Annotated in this window: 21 protein-coding genes; 15 read left to right on the top strand and 6 right to left on the bottom strand. The window is 34.7% G+C overall.

The window, feature by feature from the left end:
- Positions 1–43 precede the first annotated feature (43 nt).
- The 13 genes from RIB54_RS01085 to RIB54_RS01025 all read left to right on the top strand — a co-directional run bounded on the left by RIB54_RS01085 (position 44) and on the right by RIB54_RS01025 (position 10,581).
- Positions 44–226, top strand: coding sequence for a hypothetical protein (locus RIB54_RS01085; RefSeq protein ID WP_350098907.1), 183 nt, complete (start codon positions 44–46; stop codon positions 224–226).
- Positions 227–289: 63 nt separating this feature from the next.
- Positions 290–2,143 carry a tetratricopeptide repeat protein gene (locus RIB54_RS01080; protein ID WP_350098906.1) on the top strand — a complete coding sequence of 618 codons (1,854 nt, stop codon included), beginning with the start codon at positions 290–292 and terminating at the stop codon, positions 2,141–2,143.
- A 5-nt stretch (positions 2,144–2,148) separates the two neighbouring features.
- Complete coding sequence (locus RIB54_RS01075; protein ID WP_350098905.1) at positions 2,149–2,871, top strand: LytR/AlgR family response regulator transcription factor; 723 nt, start codon at positions 2,149–2,151, stop codon at positions 2,869–2,871.
- Between the two features lie 85 nt (positions 2,872–2,956).
- Positions 2,957–4,096 carry a toll/interleukin-1 receptor domain-containing protein gene (locus tag RIB54_RS01070; protein WP_350098904.1) on the top strand — a complete coding sequence of 380 codons (1,140 nt, stop codon included), beginning with the start codon at positions 2,957–2,959 and terminating at the stop codon, positions 4,094–4,096.
- Positions 4,097–4,360: 264 nt separating this feature from the next.
- The gene (locus RIB54_RS01065) at positions 4,361–4,885 is read left to right on the top strand and encodes a hypothetical protein (RefSeq protein ID WP_350098903.1); all 525 of its coding nucleotides are present in this window, start codon (positions 4,361–4,363) and stop codon (positions 4,883–4,885) included.
- Between the two features lie 3 nt (positions 4,886–4,888).
- Positions 4,889–5,221, top strand: a complete 333-nt coding sequence (locus RIB54_RS01060; protein ID WP_350098902.1) for a DUF4236 domain-containing protein — start codon at positions 4,889–4,891, stop codon at positions 5,219–5,221.
- Between the two features lie 99 nt (positions 5,222–5,320).
- Positions 5,321–5,686, top strand: a complete 366-nt coding sequence (locus RIB54_RS01055; protein ID WP_350098901.1) for a hypothetical protein — start codon at positions 5,321–5,323, stop codon at positions 5,684–5,686.
- A 195-nt stretch (positions 5,687–5,881) separates the two neighbouring features.
- Entirely contained in the window at positions 5,882–6,328 is a 447-nt protein-coding gene (locus RIB54_RS01050; RefSeq protein ID WP_350098900.1) for a GIY-YIG nuclease family protein, read from the top strand.
- Positions 6,309–7,388, top strand: a complete 1,080-nt coding sequence (locus RIB54_RS01045) for a hypothetical protein (RefSeq protein WP_350098899.1) — start codon at positions 6,309–6,311, stop codon at positions 7,386–7,388. Before RIB54_RS01050 ends, RIB54_RS01045 begins: the two co-directional genes overlap by 20 nt.
- 87 nt (positions 7,389–7,475) lie before the next feature.
- Entirely contained in the window at positions 7,476–7,805 is a 330-nt protein-coding gene (locus RIB54_RS01040) for an excalibur calcium-binding domain-containing protein (protein ID WP_350098898.1), read from the top strand.
- Between the two features lie 36 nt (positions 7,806–7,841).
- The gene (locus RIB54_RS01035; RefSeq protein ID WP_350098897.1) at positions 7,842–8,153 is read left to right on the top strand and encodes a YjgN family protein; all 312 of its coding nucleotides are present in this window, start codon (positions 7,842–7,844) and stop codon (positions 8,151–8,153) included.
- Positions 8,154–8,255: 102 nt separating this feature from the next.
- Positions 8,256–10,178, top strand: a complete 1,923-nt coding sequence (locus tag RIB54_RS01030) for an ATP-binding protein (RefSeq protein WP_350098896.1) — start codon at positions 8,256–8,258, stop codon at positions 10,176–10,178.
- Positions 10,179–10,212: 34 nt separating this feature from the next.
- Positions 10,213–10,581 (top strand): hypothetical protein, encoded by a 369-nt coding sequence (locus tag RIB54_RS01025; RefSeq protein ID WP_350098895.1) that lies wholly within the window; start codon positions 10,213–10,215, stop codon positions 10,579–10,581.
- A 32-nt stretch (positions 10,582–10,613) separates the two neighbouring features.
- Here the strand turns inward: RIB54_RS01025 and RIB54_RS01020 are convergent, their stop codons facing one another.
- Both RIB54_RS01020 and RIB54_RS01015 read right to left on the bottom strand, forming a co-directional pair.
- Entirely contained in the window at positions 10,614–10,874 is a 261-nt protein-coding gene (locus RIB54_RS01020) for a helix-turn-helix domain-containing protein (protein WP_350098894.1), read from the bottom strand.
- A gap of 63 nt (positions 10,875–10,937) precedes the next feature.
- Positions 10,938–11,717: a metallophosphoesterase gene (locus RIB54_RS01015; protein ID WP_350098893.1), complete on the bottom strand. Its 780-nt coding sequence runs from the start codon at positions 11,715–11,717 to the stop codon at positions 10,938–10,940.
- A 113-nt stretch (positions 11,718–11,830) separates the two neighbouring features.
- Here RIB54_RS01015 and RIB54_RS01010 point away from each other — a divergent pair, with 113 nt between their 5' ends.
- Together RIB54_RS01010 and RIB54_RS01005 are read left to right on the top strand one after the other, a co-directional pair.
- Positions 11,831–12,052 carry a hypothetical protein gene (locus RIB54_RS01010; RefSeq protein WP_350098892.1) on the top strand — a complete coding sequence of 74 codons (222 nt, stop codon included), beginning with the start codon at positions 11,831–11,833 and terminating at the stop codon, positions 12,050–12,052.
- 9 nt (positions 12,053–12,061) lie between these two features.
- The gene (locus tag RIB54_RS01005; protein ID WP_350098891.1) at positions 12,062–12,295 is read left to right on the top strand and encodes a hypothetical protein; all 234 of its coding nucleotides are present in this window, start codon (positions 12,062–12,064) and stop codon (positions 12,293–12,295) included.
- Between the two features lie 39 nt (positions 12,296–12,334).
- On the opposite strand, the gene RIB54_RS01000 is transcribed toward RIB54_RS01005, so the two are convergent.
- The 4 genes from RIB54_RS01000 to RIB54_RS00985 all read right to left on the bottom strand — a co-directional run bounded on the left by RIB54_RS01000 (position 12,335) and on the right by RIB54_RS00985 (position 15,296).
- Positions 12,335–14,209 carry a relaxase/mobilization nuclease domain-containing protein gene (locus tag RIB54_RS01000; RefSeq protein WP_350098890.1) on the bottom strand — a complete coding sequence of 625 codons (1,875 nt, stop codon included), beginning with the start codon at positions 14,207–14,209 and terminating at the stop codon, positions 12,335–12,337.
- Between the two features lies 1 nt (position 14,210).
- Entirely contained in the window at positions 14,211–14,615 is a 405-nt protein-coding gene (gene mobC, locus RIB54_RS00995; RefSeq protein ID WP_350098889.1) for a plasmid mobilization relaxosome protein MobC, read from the bottom strand.
- A 184-nt stretch (positions 14,616–14,799) separates the two neighbouring features.
- A complete protein-coding gene (locus RIB54_RS00990) occupies positions 14,800–15,027 on the bottom strand; it encodes a hypothetical protein (RefSeq protein WP_350098888.1) in 228 nt (75 codons plus the stop codon).
- The gene (locus RIB54_RS00985; RefSeq protein WP_350098887.1) at positions 15,027–15,296 is read right to left on the bottom strand and encodes a helix-turn-helix domain-containing protein; all 270 of its coding nucleotides are present in this window, start codon (positions 15,294–15,296) and stop codon (positions 15,027–15,029) included. The genes RIB54_RS00990 and RIB54_RS00985 overlap by 1 nt, the downstream gene beginning before the upstream one ends.
- Between the last annotated feature and the right edge of the window lie 919 nt (positions 15,297–16,215).

Below are 16,215 nucleotides of genomic sequence, written 5' to 3'. Positions count from 1 at the left end.
TCATTTCAGCACAGGCCATTGTACAACTCTAAATTTTAATAAAATGAAAAAGTTAAAATACATTACGGCCCTATTATTTATTTTCTCGGCAGGAACATTCGCTTGCAATAGTGAATATATCAAACCGCTTGGCGGTGGAGGTGATGAGGATGAAGATCCTATTGTTATTCCTCCTCCCCCTCCTTCACAGCAAAGTACTACGCCTCTGGACTCTCTGAATAACTGATAGCTAAAGAAAAACCACTCGTTCGAGTGGTTTTTCTTTATTATACACTTAAATTAATGCACTATGTCTAGAGTTATTTTGGTTTTAATCTATTGGAGCCTATCGCTCCATTTGGCTTTGCCAACGATTGCTTTTGATATTCACACTTTAGATACAAACACTGATAGCCTCTATAATTCTTCCTTAAAGTATTATTCTTTAGGGCGCTATGACAGTGCTAACCTTGGATTCATCAGACTAAATAGACATTACGAAAAGGAAAAAAATCAAAAGGGTATGGCTTCAGGATCAAACTATCTTGGTGTTGGCCATTACCAAATGGGAAATCTTGATAGTAGTCTTTATTACTATTTTCAAGCGCTTGACAAGTATCACTTGATTAAGGATACTACAGGAGCCTCTTCTGTTTTGTTAAATATTGGCATTGTATTTAAGGAGCAAGGCAACTATGAAAGAGCTACTGAATATTTGCTCGAAGCAATAGAGAATTTTGAACAAGGTAAAGACTCACTTTACATTGCGACATGCTATAACACTTTAGCCAATATTAATTCTCGGCAACGCGACTATCAAGGAGCATTAAAATATCATTTCAAAGCTTTAAATATTAGGTATTCTCTAAAAGGTCAGCAAAGAGCTGTAGCCTCTTCACTAAACAATATCGGTCTAGTTTTTCAAGAATTGGAGCAATTTGACAGTGCTATTTATTATTATGAAACGTCATTGAAATTAAAAAGGGAACTCAAATTATCCAGTCTAAAAAGCACGCTTAACAACCTCGGAATTGTTTTACTTGATTTAAAAAGGCCTACAGAAGCAAGGGATTATCTACTTGAAGCTAGAAAAGTCAACGCTTCGCCCAATGATGAAAGTATGGCTGTCACACTTAATGGTCTCGGCAGCTTGCATCTACAATTAGGAGATGAACTAAAAGCCTCACTATACCTGGATAGTGCCATTCGGATAATTGAAAAGCAGAAGTTTACCAACTTAAAAAAGGACAATCTAAAACACAGAATAGAATTACTGCGGAGTTCCAACCCAACATTAGCATTGGCACTTTCCAAAGAACTTCTCCTGGTTAATGATAGTCTGTACAATAAAGAAAGAGCTGAAGCTTTGGCTGAGATGCAGACTAAATATGAGACCGAAAAAAAGGAACAATCCATAACACTGCTCAGACAAGAAAAGGATTTGCAGACTGTAGAGCTGCAGTTAAACAGACTTTGGCTGATCATTCTGATTATTTCGATTTTACTGGCTATCACTATTGCACTTCTTGTTCATTACAGATTTAGACGTGAAAGAAAGGATAAGCACAAGATTGAAACATTAATGCAGGAACTTCATCATCGCGTAAAAAATAACTTGCAGTTATTATCAAGCATCTTCAGCCTCCAATCTAAAGTACTAAAAGACAAATATGCTCTGGATGCTGTGAGAAGTGGCGAAAACCGTGTGAATGCTATGGCGCTGGTGCATCAGCAATTATACAGACAGTCAGGAGAGAGAACCGTTAACATTAAAGATTACATCAGCAAATTGATTGATGAACTGGCTGCAACTTATGGGTACAGCAGTGATTCTGACGATATACACATCGATATAGAAGATTGTGAGATGGATGTTGATAAAGTAATTCCAATTGGCCTTATTGTAAATGAGTTAGTGAGTAATTCGTTTAAATATGCTTTTTCACAGGCAGATAACCCAAGACTGGTAATAACTATATCCAAAACAAAAGGTGACTTTTTATTGAGGGTATCTGACAATGGACCTGGTTTTGAAATCATTGCTGAATCTAAAAAATCAATGGGCTTAAATATTATAGAAACATTAGGCCGTCAATTAAACGCTAAAGTAAATTGGGCGACCATGGGGTCAGTGGAATTTAAACTGACATTACCTTTAAACTGATGGCTATGGAAAAGATTAAAGTATTGATTGTCGAAGATGCTCTTCTTGTTGCTCAGGATTTGAAAAGCACACTTGAAGATCATGGTTTTGAGGTAACGGATACATTGACAACGGGTGAAGAAGCCATCAAAAAGGTATCATTTGATGTGCCTGATTTGATATTGATGGACATACAACTGGCTGGTGAAATAGATGGTATATCAACCGTTGAGAAGATACATTCACTCAATAAAATTCCTATTATTTATTTGTCAGATCATGAAGATGAGATAACGGTACAAAGAGCCAAGAAAACATTTCCGGCAGGGTATCTATCCAAGCCATTTCGAGCTAACGAAGTTTTAAGAACATTGGAACTTGCTTTTCAAAATGCAAATAGGAGCAATGGAAATATAAAGAGTAAGTTGACTGATCGCATATTCATCAGAACCGAAAATCAGACTTCAGAAATGATTGCTTATGCCGATATTCTTTATTTGGAAGCTGACAGAGCATATAGTTATGTAATGACTCAGCAGAAGAAATATACTTTGTCAAATAATATGAAAAACATATTTGAGCAATTTGAAAGCCCAGACTTTATTAGGGTTCATAGAAGTTTTGTGGTCAATGTGAATAAGATAACAGGCATTGAAGGCAATATGATAAAGTTGGGTGACGACCATCAAGTCCAAATGAGTAGTAATTATAAAGAAGATTTGATGAGTAGAATTAATTTGATCAAGTAATTCGGAAACTTATTCCCCGATTAGGGAAACGAATTTTGACAAAGCCTTTTAGAACTACTATCTAGCGAGATTAACAGAATAGTCTATGGCCTATCCAAAATACAAGTACGACATTTTTATTTCCTATGCTGTAGAGGATAAAATCAGCATTGTAACTGAACTTGTAGAAAAGCTTGAGCGCTCAGGCTTAAAAGTTTGGTTTGCTGGTCAGGAATTAAGAGTGGGTAAAAGTATTCAGGAGGTGATCAAGGAAGGTCTTAATAATTCTAGATATGGTGTAGTAATATTAACCCACAACTACTTTACTAAGGATTGGCCAAAAAAAGAGCTTCATGCACTATGGGGTAAAAGCGACTCTTTCATTATTCCTATCTGGCATAACATGACTACAGAAGAGGTAAAAAGATATGACCCACTTCTTGCTGATAAATGGGGAGTGGAGTCATCAAAAGGAATTGATGTAATCATAAAGGAAATATTAAAGGCAATACAAGAAAATAAGCAAGAACTATCAGCAATAGTCGATTCAAAGAGAACAAACCTCATACAAAAAACTAGTTTTAAAACTGTTTTAACTTTTACATCTACAGGCATTCTTGCCCTTGTTGCATTATGGTTTTTCTTAATTAGGGATTTACCTCCAAATAGTCTTGTTGTTTCTAGCATTGAAAGCCGCATTGAAGTAATGCAGTCAAAAATAATTAATGACCATGAATTGGAAATGAGTAAAAAAAATGGAGTTGCTGCCACCATTCAACAGGTTACAGATTATCATGAACGCTACGAAAACATTAAAGCTCAATACCGTAATGAGTATTACTTTAAAACGGGCTATTCAGAATTTAACTTTAAGAAAAATGTAGAACCTGCACTTGGCGTTGAAATAGATCACCTGGCTGCATACAATAATTTCGGGTTTACTTACCCTAATATTTTTGCCATCGATTACCTGCCTTCACCTCATACCATGGACGTGAAAACTATCTTTATTAACACTCAACAAGTAAAGTTTGAGATTATGACTGAGAAGAAGACGGAGGACGAAAGGTATTTGGTAGAAGTAAAATACGAAAACCAAATCCGATATATTTCAGTAGACCTCACTTATTCAAAACGATCTGACTGGGCAAAGCGAAGAGAATACACCTTTCAAGGGCTCCTCCCCAAGGAAACCTACCGCTTTGCAAAGGAGGGGGGACAATGGGTTTTTGTTGGAATAAACTGATTCGGAAACCAAAACCCTTTCTCGGGAAATCTAAGTTTAAGATTTAAAATTCTTGACCTAATATTAGTTTAAAATCATTTTAAACTAATAAGGATCATGCCAAAAACAGGAGAAAAGTGCCAACAAAGTGGAGTTTATAAATGCAGTAGTCACAGCTCAAATGAAATCCCACTGTCGAAGGGAGAGACTTTCCCACCTTGCTCAAGAGATGGAGGTCATTCAGCAACGTGGACTTTAGTTCGAAAAGCTTAGTCAAATTAACCAATGAGAATTTTTATCTACTTAGCATTAATTGTACTGATCGCATGCGAGAAGACCACAATGGTTGGGAATAATACCTTTGTTCATGATAGTAAGGTATATCGCGTAATTGATACGGAAATCATGGAATTGGGGAATTTAAAAACCGATATTTTCACTCGATCAGAAGTACTAAACTCTAGCCTAAGGGAATTTGACAAGAAAAATATGGATTTCGTTAAAGATGGTGCATATACTAACTTGTCAGCCGTTTATCGCGGAGATATTTTATATTTCAAACTTGACCTTTACGGTCTAAATAGCCTCAGATCAAATTATAGAGGGGGAGGTTTAACAATTAACTTTCTAGATGATTACGGCTTCATTCTCCATGATACCTACATTGAAATGACTAATATGGTCAGAATTATTGGAGCTAATAATGAAACCAATAATTTTGAATTTAACGGCAAAAGTCAGATGAGTTCTGAGGTATATACTTCAATTGTAAGCTATTCTGTAAGTTCTTCACTTCAAGAAAGATACTGAAAAGTGAGCATTCGCTATCAAAAACGTGTTAATCTAGGCAAAGGAGCAGGAATCAATTTAAGCAAGTCGGGTGCTTCTTATAGCCAAAGAACTAAATGGGGATCAATCGGCTCCCGCGGATTTTCGATTAGAACTGGAATACCCGGACTTAGCCTAAGACAAAACTGGGGTAAAGGTGGTGGTGCGGGATTGGCTGTCATGTTAGCCATTGGAGCTTTTGTTATTTCATGGCTGATCTTATATAACGCAGTCAGGTTTATTGTGCATTTAATCAGTTTGATAATTATAAAAATTAGAAATCATGGCGAAAAAGACAGTACCCGTAAAACCGCATAAGAGATCAACACCATCTCCAACACCACGACCCAACCCTGATGCACCTAAACCAGGGCCAAAAACAGTTCCTGTGAAACCACATAAAAGACAGCCACCAAAATGAGACTACTATTATTAAGTATTATCCTCTGGACTTGTTCTTCAGTAGGTGAAGCACAAACGGTATATGTAACCAAAACAGGCACTAAGTACCATAAAGAAAGCTGTCATTATTTAAAATACAGCAAGTACGCTATATCATTAGCTGATGCAAAGAAGAAAAATTACGAAGCATGCAAGGTTTGTAAGCCATCAACTACTGTTACAGGAGAAGCTGTAAAAATTGATTCACCAAAGGCAGTTCCTACACCTGCACCCATTAAGGCAGCTGTTTCCAGACAATGTTCTGCCATAGCCAAATCAACAGGCAACCGCTGCAAGCGAATGACCAAAAGTAGTAGCGGTAAATGCTGGCAGCATGAGTGATATTGAAATTTCGGAAATGGAAATTAACTGTTCGGAAATAAAATTATTTCTATCAGGGAAAAACCCACTTCTTGCATAGCAGATGTTTTAGAGCCATTCCAGGCGGCTCAAGAACAGAGAAAAAGACAGTAAACTGCAGAGTAAACAAGACAATGAAAAAGCGTATAACCTAAGCGCCAAAAGCTAGGAAGTATAATGAAAAAAAATAATATAAAGATTATGGCTGAAAAAATATTTGATCAAAATTTTTCGGGGTATTGGAGGGAAATCAATATTTCAGGGCTTAGTAAAAAACCTGGAGTTTATGGAGTTTATAGGTGCCTTTACAATGAGAAAGAGCGCACAGTAACATTAAAAAGCTTAATCTATATTGGCAAAGCAGATAATTTAAATCAGAGAATCTCAAATCACGAAAAATGGAAAGAATGGAGACAAACTCTTCTTAAGGAAGAGCAAATCTGCTTTTGTTACACGGAAGTTTATAATGGAGATAATGAACGAGTGGAAGCAGCTCTTATTAATAATAACAAACCACCATTAAATGTAGAATATATGGAATCATTCCCGTTTGATAAAACCACTGTTAATTGTTCCGGAGATCATAAATTTATTAAATCATCAAATGTTGTCAATAGACATTAAAACACTTTTCTGTTTAATTTTCTCCATCAATATTTTTTCATTTTTTACTACTCAGGGACAAGAGAAAATTATTATTTCAGAAGGCACTCTTAAAGTAGCTGCTCTATCAGAAGAAGAACTTTATTTCGGACTTTCAGAAGGTGATGAACTTGTATTCAACTTTAGCGAAGTCAAAGGAAAAGACCTAAAGGAAATCGAAATTTTAGAGTACCCAAATGGGTCTAAATTTTTTGATTACGAACAAGAATCAATTACCAACAAAACTATTTCCATTATAAATACCGGAATTTATAAGCTGCGACTAAAAAATACAGCATTATCCGCTCGCGTATGCCGTTATTCTCTTGAGAGAATTCCAGCTGATGATAATCAAAAATTTAATACAACTGTTTATTGGAAAATTAGGAGGGATACTACCAAATATTTCGTGGAAGAAGACTATCTAGTATCAAAAGATACTACTATCGTCAGTGTTATTCCCAATAAGGTTGAAAGAGTTCATTCTCAAACATCGACCAATGGACTTCCGAACCGAACTACGGTACAGGTAACGCTTCCTGAAAACGTAACGTCATGGTCATACTATTTAGGTGTTGGAGAAGATGCTGAAGCCATCTTTCAGGAAGCTGAAGATAATGCCAATAAAAGGAGAACTCAACTTAAAGCAGCCTCTAAATTCAGCAATGGTCTGTCGTCATTCGACCCTACTGGTTCTACGGTTTTGGCTAGTTTGGCCTTGAACGGCCTTGCCGAATTTGGGGTGCCAGATAAAGCAGACAACATTCAATATTGGTTTGCTACAGACTATGACAATGCACAATTGTTTATGAACGGTAATCAGTTTTTACAATTTGAAAAGGGAAACGGACCATTATCATATAATCGCATGGATTTTCCAAAAAAAGGAACATTTTACATATGTCTATTCAATGACAATGTAATGGATGGAGTTGATGTCCATATTAGAATATCAGCGTTTACAATAACTGAGAACTGGGGAAAGAGAACAATTGAAAAGTTTCAAGTAAAGACTTGGAAGGAGCCGTACCTGAAAAATTAAACAGCTTTAGGAAACCAAATCCTTTCCTTAGGAAATCTAATTAGCCCATCTTAAGTCAAACTGATTACTTGCCTGAAAATAAAATATATGATCAGGCTATTCCTCACACTCGTCATTACAATTATCACGCTGAACCTAAGTAGCTGCGACCCAGCTGAAAGCGCAGGATGCCCAGATACTAACTGTGCAGACTATGCTACGCAGGAAGCGGCTCAAGCAGCTTTCAATGCCGACCCAGACTGTAGAGGAGATTTGGATGCCGACAATGATAGAATAGCTTGTGAGCATTTACCATCATCAGGTGGAAGCTCAGGTTGCCCTACTACATCCAGTTGTGGCTGTTCTAATAAGACCCAAAGCCAATGTGGCGATTCCTGTTGCAAGTGGACTGTTGGTAGCGGGTGTGGGTGTAGTTGAAAAAGTATAACAAATAAAGTCAAACAAACATAAATCATGAAGCAGAGAATAAACTTTACAGGAGGATTTGGTGAATATTTTATCATGTCTTTAGGTCTCCTTTTATTATCAGTAATCACTTTTGGCCTTGCATTACCATACTGGGTTTATTGGTCCTACAAATACTTCTTTACCAAACTTGCTATTGGCGGAAAATATGTGGTTTTTACTGGAAATTTTGGGGAATACTTTATTATGTCTCTAGGACTTTTATTTCTTTCAGTTATTACGTTCGGCATTGCTTTACCTTATTGGGTGTATTGGTCGTTAAAGTATTTTTTCACTAGGATGGAAATTGAAATGGTTTGATATCAATTAATAAGTTACTTCTAACCGATGAATCAGAAGCAATAAAAAAATCAGCATCTTTATTATCGTTAACAAGACATTAGTATATGACTAAAGCAACTTATGAAACTAAATATAGTTAAACTAAAAAACTTTAGAAGTTACTCTCAAGAAACAGAAATTGATGTTTCGGATCTGAATGTAATAATTGGGAAGAATGACGTAGGGAAGTCCACTATTTTGGAAGCGTTAGAAATCTTTTTTAACGGAAAACCTGATAAGGATGATTTGTGTATATCAAACGATAATTCCCAAATAGAAATAACTTGTGTTTTTGACGATTTACCTGACACCTTAATTCTTGACGATACAATAGAAACAAGTTTAAAAGATGAATTTCTTTTAAATGCTAGTAATAAACTTGAGATTAAAAAGAAATTTCCAGTTTCAACAGTTGGCACAATATCCGAAGAATCTGTGATTATTTGCGAATACCCCGATAATGAAAATGTGATGGACTTACTTTCAAAGAAGCGAACAACTTTGAAACTACAATTTGAGGAATTGGAAATTAACCCTGAAGGAGTTAATAAAACTAAAAGTAAAGAATTAAGAAATGCTATAAGAAACCATTTCTATCCAGATGGAAATATAACAACCGAAACTAAAGAAATAAAAATTGATGGTAAATTAGATAACGAGGATAACAGAAAAAAAATCTGGTTAGGGCTAAAGAAATATTTACCTATTTACTCTCTTTTTTTTGTTGACAAACCATTGACTGACCAAGATTCGGACATACAAGACCCAATGAAGGAGATTATAAAAGAGGTTTTAAAAAGAGACCATATTACACCATTATTGGAACAATTAAAAGAAGCAATACAAAATGCATCCACCGCTCTTGCTGATGACACAATAAATAAACTAAATGAATTAGATTCTAGTTTAGCGGAGACTTTACGCTCTAATTTTCCTAAAGAACCCACTTGGAATTCTATCTTCAAATTAACTCTAGAAGATGACAGAGGCGTTCCACTAAATAAAAGAGGTAGTGGAATGAGGCGCTTAGTCTTATTAAGTTTCTTTAGAGCACAAGTTGAAAATAGAAGAACTACTAATGCTCCAAACATCATTTATGCACTAGAAGAACCAGAAACATCACAACATCCCGACTTTCAACTTATGATTGTAAACGCCTTAAGAGAATTATCAGACACTGAAAATGCTCAAGTATTTTTCACAACGCATAATTCCAACCTAGCCAAAGAAATTCCCAAAAGGTCTTTAAGATATGTATATTCTGATAACTACAATATTAATGTAGAAAGTGGTTTGAATTCTGATGGAACGGACAATACAGAAATAATTGATAAAATTATAGATACTTTAGGGGCATTACCTGACCCAAAAAACAAAGTCAAAGTATTGGTTTTTGTTGAAGGAGAAAACGATATAAATGGTTTAATAGGTTTTAGTAAACTTTTGAACGCTAATGATAATTCAATTATCAATTTGGAAAATAATGAAGCAGTTGCTTTCATTCCAACGGGTGGCTCTCAACTGAAACATTACATAGAGAAAAAATACCTAGATGGCCTTTTACAATCGCAAGTTCATATTTATGATTCCGATATTCCTACATATGTCCAAAGTGTATCGGATTTAAATGCAGAAGGGAATGATAAAAAAATCGGTTATAATACAACCAAATTAGAATTAGAAAATTATTTACATCACGAAGCCATTAATGAATGCTATCAGGACTTAAATATTACTATTAATTTAACTGAGATCACCGATATAGATGATGTACCTAAAAAAGTTGCAATGGCAGTTCATAGTGCAACAAGCACATCAGATTGGAGCTCTATTAATCCAGACCCTATCAAAAACGAAGAAAAACAAAAGAGAAAAATATCAAAAGTAAAACGTCTATTAAACACAAATGCTGTAAATAGAATGACAATTGATAGATTGACAGAGCGTGGCGCTTATGATGAAATTAGAATTTGGTTAGATAAAATAAGGGAATTTATTGAATAGGAAAATCCAGTCGAGACCTCTAAAAGATATTAATATGAAAAATCCAATCATTTGCCTTTTGATCATAATCCTATTTTCCTGTGAAGCTCCTCCATTGCAAAATGAGGCTAAGGTAAATAACATACGAGGCCTATATGTATTTATACTATCGGAGCCGCAGGTGGGTTATGAAGTCATAGGCCAGGTAAAGAATGATATAGGAAAGCAACTGAATGAATCAACATCTGGAAAAACCCAGGCCGGAAAGATAATTGGAGGTGTTTTGGGAACAGCAGCTAAAAATATTAGTTTTCAACAACTCATGAATAATATGATTGATCTTGCTAAGGAACAATATCCAAATGCAGAAGGAATCATTTTTGACAATAATTTGAGTAATGCTAGAGTGATTATATTTAGATAATAACAAACTTTATATTGGCAGACCCACAGATATCAATCAAACCCTTCTGAGAAAAACTGTTCAGGGGTCACTCCCAGTGCTTTAATGACTTTGATAAGATTGATATATGTAATGTTCTCCCCCCTTTCATAACGGCCATACTGAGCCCTGGGAAGATCATGTTCGTAAGCAAATGGTTCATAGCTAGAATAACCCTTTGCTATCCTAAGTTGCTTCATTCTTGATGCAAGTTTATTCAACCACTCTTGCTTTTCCCTATCATCCATGAGACAAAAGAAAACAAGTGGTATCATTTACGTTACTACTTATATATTCATACTTTTATACTAAAATACCTTCTCACATTTTACGAAAAATTACTCCATCATCAGTAATCTAGCATTGTCAAATTTGTTATGTTCCTGTTGTTGTATGTAACCCAAAGGGTTTGTTAAAAGCATCGTATTTCCAATATACCTTGTCGGCATATTAGAATGACTATGACCATAAATCCAAGCATATGCTTTGCTTTTATGAATAAGTCCATCAGAAAATGAAGCAAATGCAGGATTTAAATCACTGCCTAAATATTGCGGGGCAATTAGCGAAAGACTTGGCAAATGATGAGTCACAATAACCAACTTGTGTTGACGTGGGTTATCTTCTATTTCTGAATTAATAAAGGCTGTAGAATCTATATGTAACAGGTTGTATTGATTAACAGTCATGTGGTATCCATCATACATACAACGATGAAAATCAGAAAATCTATACCTGGGGAAGTTGTCCGATAAGAATGACCAAAACGTTGAGAAAATAAACTTATGGTTATAGATGATCTCAACACTGTTATTAAGTAGAAGAATATTCTCTCTTATGGGTATTCTAATTTCCTGGCGAGATAGTTTAATATTAAACCCGTTATAGTATTCATGGTTGCCAGGTATTATATAAACCTGTTTGAATTCTACAGATAAGAAATCAAGAAAGGAGTCTATATCCCGATACATTTTATCCGACTTATCTCGCTCAAGGACTCCAAAGTCACCAGCGATAATCAGTATATCAGAGACCGGAACTATAGGGTTATGTTTTAGAAATTCGTGATTAGCGTTAAATTCTAAATGGAGATCTGATAGATATTGGATGGTGTTCATTTAATTATCAATTAATTCAAAAATGTAAGGAGATAAATTTTTTACTAAAATATAGAGGATAATTAGATATGTTACATATATGTTCATACTTTTAAGTTTTAATATTGAATCGTATGAACTACCAAAATGACTGGAACGAATTAGTAGAGTTGATATTGAACTCAAGTTCCACCCAAGCTGAAAAAGGTGATATCTTATTTGCGCTTAGATCCATAGCTCATCAGTTAGAGGTGCTTTCTAAAAATAACATTAGCTCAACACAATTTAACTCCCTAGACCCTGAGAGATTCTTCAGCAAAGAAAACCTACAAAGATTAACCGCTCATAAAAATTAAAAATAGTCAATGGAAAATATAAAAGAATTCAGTCAATTGGTAGAATTAGTAGCCACTTCCAATCTGGAGATGTCTAAAAAAGCTGATTTCATGAGAGCGATTGAATCCCTGGAAAACAAAGTAAGGCGTCTAAAAATCGATGCCAGGTATATGGCCAAAAAAGTACAGGCATATGATCAACCTCAAGGCAATGTTATAGCTGAGGAGTATCTCCAAAGGCCAAGGCTCAAAAACTTAAGCTAGCACTCTATTGAACGGATTAAGAAAGTGGAATCATACTAACTAAAATCCAATGCCTTTTTCTTTCTTTTTTTCTTCATTTTCATATTTCTGTTTAAGCCTTTTTAATTCCTGCTCATTCTGATAGGTGTTATTGCTAGCCATTATTGATTTGAGTGTCGATTTCACAATTACTCCAGTTACATTCATTTTAAAAGGAGCAAGTGGAAGCCTGGATCCAAGATCAACATTGGAACTAAATTGATCAGAAAAGTGCGACATAATTCTAATTGTCTTGACCTTCTTCTTCAGAGCAAAGAAACTGACCAGCAAGTCATAGCGGTTTCCTTGTCCTAATTGAGAACCTTTGAATATTTCTGGATTTGCTACTCCACAATTTTTAAAACTAATTCCATAAATACCTCTAGTATTGGAATGTTCTATAAGTTCGATGCGGTTTTTATGCATTAACGTATCTTTAAATTCCTCATAAGTACTAGATTGATTTCTAGCCTTATTGATGGAGTTAACAACATATTGCTTCTGCTTTTTTAAATCAAAGTTTTCTATTTTTTTAGGTGGAAGGTAATCCCCACTTCCAATTGACCCAACATATTTACGGTCATTAACAGATGATTCATTTAAAGCAACCCTTTCCCTTAATAACAATTTATTAGGGTTGTTAAAATGGTTCTGAATTGTATTGTAATCAAACCCTTCAATAAGACTTCCCGAACAGCTAAAAGATTTATATTGATTTAATGAATAAGTGTATTCCTTCATCCCCCTTTCATCCACTTCCTTAATGCCTATATTTAACTGACGAAGTTTGAGTTTAAAATCTGTAGTTGATAAGGAAATATTTAAGACCTGTCTTAGGTTAGTAACTAGCGCTTTACTTATTTTTAAATTTCTTCTTTTCTTTACAGGTACTATATCTCTATTCCGTATTGCACTAACTGAGAACCTAGGAGGTAGTTGTTTTTGCTTAACCCATAAAGTACCCTCTCTATTGCAATATGTATAATTGGCTGCTCCTGATCCAATACGTCTAAACTCAATTCCTCTATTTATTAACTCTTCCTCATAGGTTTTTAAGTTAATACTTGCATCTCTACACTTATCTAGTTCTTCAATAAGAAGTTGCTTTTTAGTCTTGACCTTATGCCCTTTGGTTTCAAGCAAACTCAAAACCTTGTTAAAACCTACTTCTGAAAAGCTCTTTTTAACTTTTAGGTATTCCGTTGTTGTTACTCCCGCTCCTTTAATTTGTTTCTCTATGTTTTTGCTTTCAATATCCTCTTCAGAGGCTCTTTCTTTACTAATTCCTTGTGCTAAATTTACTAACATCAAAAACGCCTGGTAGTCTTCAAGATTTAAATGTTGAAAATCATTATAATTTTCAAACATCTCTACTTTAACAGCATCTAAAACTATATGCATCTCTCGCTGAATTTCATTAAACTTATCGTGCTCAGTAAATAAGTAGTCCGTGGCTAATAGATCATATTTCTTTTCAAGTTGGCGAGATACTTCCATACTACGTTTAAAGTCCTTTGAATCATTGATTTTAATACCATCAAAATCCACAGTTGGACATGTGATATGAAGGTGCTGATGGTTGGTATCCAGATGCCTGTAAATGACCATGGGAGTATTCCCATAGCCCATTTGCTCTGCGTACTTTCTGGCAATATCAACCATTTGAGAGTCTGTCAATTCTCTTTCACTAGGATTAAATGATATCGGGGTATGAAAAGCTTCAATTTTGATTTTCCCATTCAATGATAAAGAATCATACATCGCTTCAATCCTTCCCTTTCCATTAACAGCCATTGTATTGTCATATATGACACGTGCCACGCCTTGGGCTACCTTTTTTTCATTATATTCCACAACTGCTTTGACACTATTGCTTTTACCAATTTCAGCTATCATATTATTTATTAGAAAACATTATAAGATTAAAATTGATCCTGTCCGTTGTATCCTTAAGATTATTTAAGCTACTAACAAACTGATCTCCATTACCCAGCTTAATTAAATAATTCATTTGCTGTGCCAACTGATTAATGTTCACTCCCAGCTTCCTCAACTCAACCCGCAACATTGCTATTTCTTGATTTGACTTTTGGTACTTGTTGGTTTTTATCGGCTTAGAAATTCCGGTTAGCGCAGCTTCCTTTATATAAGAATTGACACGAGCTTCGTATCTCAAATTGCTTGCTTTTTCTTTCACTTGCTCAAACTCTGTTTTGCTAAATAATATGGTTCTTCTGACTCTAGAATCCTCATATTTTTTGATAGCCTCTTTCCTCTTATTTTTCTTATTTCTTTCTTCCATTATATAATTAATTATTTATTCAACTGATCAACCAAAGGGCGGATTCAGATTCCATTTATTCCTATAAATGTCAAGGATCAAAACCCTTCGTTTTGATGTCTATCTTATAAGATAACATACCTTGCCCTGTTTACTTACAACGGTTTCAGCTCAGCCATATATGGTTGATAAATATGTGTAATATTCATATTGACATCCCCCTATCTTTTCCCTTTGGTTTAATGGAATCCCATTGCTTTTTAACAGTAGGGAATTTAGATCGACAGTATTCTGCTCCTTTCATTATTCCACTATGATAGTGGCTCATGGCACTGCTCATTTGGAGGTATTTGAATAGGTAATTTGGGTTCTCTAGTTGAAGAATATAACCATGGTTAAATCCCTTCAATTCCTTTTTTTCAATTGGTGTCATTAGAATGCTTTTTGAGTTTTTGATTTTAAATAATCGAGAACACTAGCTCGGGAATAGAGGATGTTCTTACTAGTAAGAACAGTAAATTCTATCTTACCCGTATCCCTAATATTCTGGAGGGTTGTAGCCGATTTAATCTTTAAAAATTCCATGACCTCGTCTTTCGACATATATGGATCCGGCTGCTTGGCATAAGATGGGCAGGTGAATTCAATCATCCTCTGATGGATGTCAATTACCATCTCTTCATTAAAACAAATTTTAGACATAGACTTAATTTTATAATTAAGCTGCCAAGCTATGTTCAAAATCCAGAAAAACCTTGACCCTTAAATACCCTACTTTTTTTGAAGAATTAAGATATTGATTATCAATGTTTTGAAAAATCGCCCTAATAATGAGAGCTCGTAAAAAAAGATGGTTTCCACTGTTTTTCTTATTTTATATAAAGAGTCAGCAATAAACATTCAACACAAGAAAAAGACTTAATTGTAACAAATCATTATCAATTTGTATTGTCGATGAGATCTAAGTATTACACCAGTTAGTCCGCTAGTTTGGACTAATTTTAGTTTTTTAGTCGGGACTTCTTTTAGTTCGGACTAACATTATTTAGTTTGAACTAGTTTTAGTTTTTAAGTTGGGATCTTTTTTAGTTCAGACTAACATTATTTAGTTTGAACTCAGTGTAGCAAAAAAGTCGAGACTAATTTTAGCTAGTTAGTATAAACTAATTTTAGTTAGTTAGTCGAGACTAATTTTAGTTAGTTAGTAGAGACTATTTTTAGTTAGTTAGTTGGTGCAAACCACCTAGGTATAGTTAATTGAATAGCAGCTCTATCAAGCTTATAGGGAAGTTCTTTCAAATCTTCTTAACGAAATTTTGAGTCCGCAAAACATGATTTTTATTCAATGGCAGGGACTTTCTCTTTGGAGTTTTAGACATTTCGAGGGTTGACTTATACGGTAAATTCTATAATTGAATAACCTAATAGAGTAGCATTTCAACTTAAATTGTTGGCACAAATTGTATGGTGAAATGGATATTTGAATATCCGTAATTACTCATAATTGTTTATTTTATATTATAAACCGGACACCCATGAATATATTTTCATTTTCAGCACACTTTCAAAGTGAAGAAGCCTGTAGAAACCACTTCAAAGGAGAAAGGGATAAAATAGGTAT

Origin of the sequence: Fulvivirga sp., assembly GCF_040218215.1 — a bacterium.
Lineage (GTDB): Bacteria > Bacteroidota > Bacteroidia > Cytophagales > Cyclobacteriaceae > Fulvivirga.
The sequence above is the reverse complement of the archived record's forward strand: the minus strand, read 5'-3'. Positions and strand labels throughout refer to the sequence as shown.

Bases quoted from the DNA above. Each gene is read 5' to 3' on its own strand.
- RIB54_RS01015 (WP_350098893.1), bottom strand. From the start codon at position 11,717: ATGAACACCATCCAATATCTATCAGATCTCCATTTAGAATTTAACGCT.
- RIB54_RS01070 (WP_350098904.1), top strand. From the start codon at position 2,957: ATGGCCTATCCAAAATACAAGTACGACATTTTTATTTCCTATGCTGTA.
- RIB54_RS01065 (WP_350098903.1), top strand. From the start codon at position 4,361: ATGAGAATTTTTATCTACTTAGCATTAATTGTACTGATCGCATGCGAG.
- RIB54_RS01010 (WP_350098892.1), top strand. From the start codon at position 11,831: ATGAACTACCAAAATGACTGGAACGAATTAGTAGAGTTGATATTGAAC.
- RIB54_RS01030 (WP_350098896.1), top strand. From the start codon at position 8,256: ATGAAACTAAATATAGTTAAACTAAAAAACTTTAGAAGTTACTCTCAA.
- RIB54_RS01020 (WP_350098894.1), bottom strand. From the start codon at position 10,874: ATGATACCACTTGTTTTCTTTTGTCTCATGGATGATAGGGAAAAGCAA.
- RIB54_RS01035 (WP_350098897.1), top strand. From the start codon at position 7,842: ATGAAGCAGAGAATAAACTTTACAGGAGGATTTGGTGAATATTTTATC.
- mobC (WP_350098889.1), bottom strand. From the start codon at position 14,615: ATGGAAGAAAGAAATAAGAAAAATAAGAGGAAAGAGGCTATCAAAAAA.
- RIB54_RS01000 (WP_350098890.1), bottom strand. From the start codon at position 14,209: ATGATAGCTGAAATTGGTAAAAGCAATAGTGTCAAAGCAGTTGTGGAA.
- RIB54_RS01050 (WP_350098900.1), top strand. From the start codon at position 5,882: ATGAAAAAAAATAATATAAAGATTATGGCTGAAAAAATATTTGATCAA.
- RIB54_RS01040 (WP_350098898.1), top strand. From the start codon at position 7,476: ATGATCAGGCTATTCCTCACACTCGTCATTACAATTATCACGCTGAAC.
- RIB54_RS01055 (WP_350098901.1), top strand. From the start codon at position 5,321: ATGAGACTACTATTATTAAGTATTATCCTCTGGACTTGTTCTTCAGTA.
- RIB54_RS00990 (WP_350098888.1), bottom strand. From the start codon at position 15,027: ATGACACCAATTGAAAAAAAGGAATTGAAGGGATTTAACCATGGTTAT.
- RIB54_RS01085 (WP_350098907.1), top strand. From the start codon at position 44: ATGAAAAAGTTAAAATACATTACGGCCCTATTATTTATTTTCTCGGCA.
- RIB54_RS01045 (WP_350098899.1), top strand. From the start codon at position 6,309: ATGTTGTCAATAGACATTAAAACACTTTTCTGTTTAATTTTCTCCATC.
- RIB54_RS00985 (WP_350098887.1), bottom strand. From the start codon at position 15,296: ATGTCTAAAATTTGTTTTAATGAAGAGATGGTAATTGACATCCATCAG.
- RIB54_RS01075 (WP_350098905.1), top strand. From the start codon at position 2,149: ATGGAAAAGATTAAAGTATTGATTGTCGAAGATGCTCTTCTTGTTGCT.
- RIB54_RS01025 (WP_350098895.1), top strand. From the start codon at position 10,213: ATGAAAAATCCAATCATTTGCCTTTTGATCATAATCCTATTTTCCTGT.
- RIB54_RS01005 (WP_350098891.1), top strand. From the start codon at position 12,062: ATGGAAAATATAAAAGAATTCAGTCAATTGGTAGAATTAGTAGCCACT.
- RIB54_RS01080 (WP_350098906.1), top strand. From the start codon at position 290: ATGTCTAGAGTTATTTTGGTTTTAATCTATTGGAGCCTATCGCTCCAT.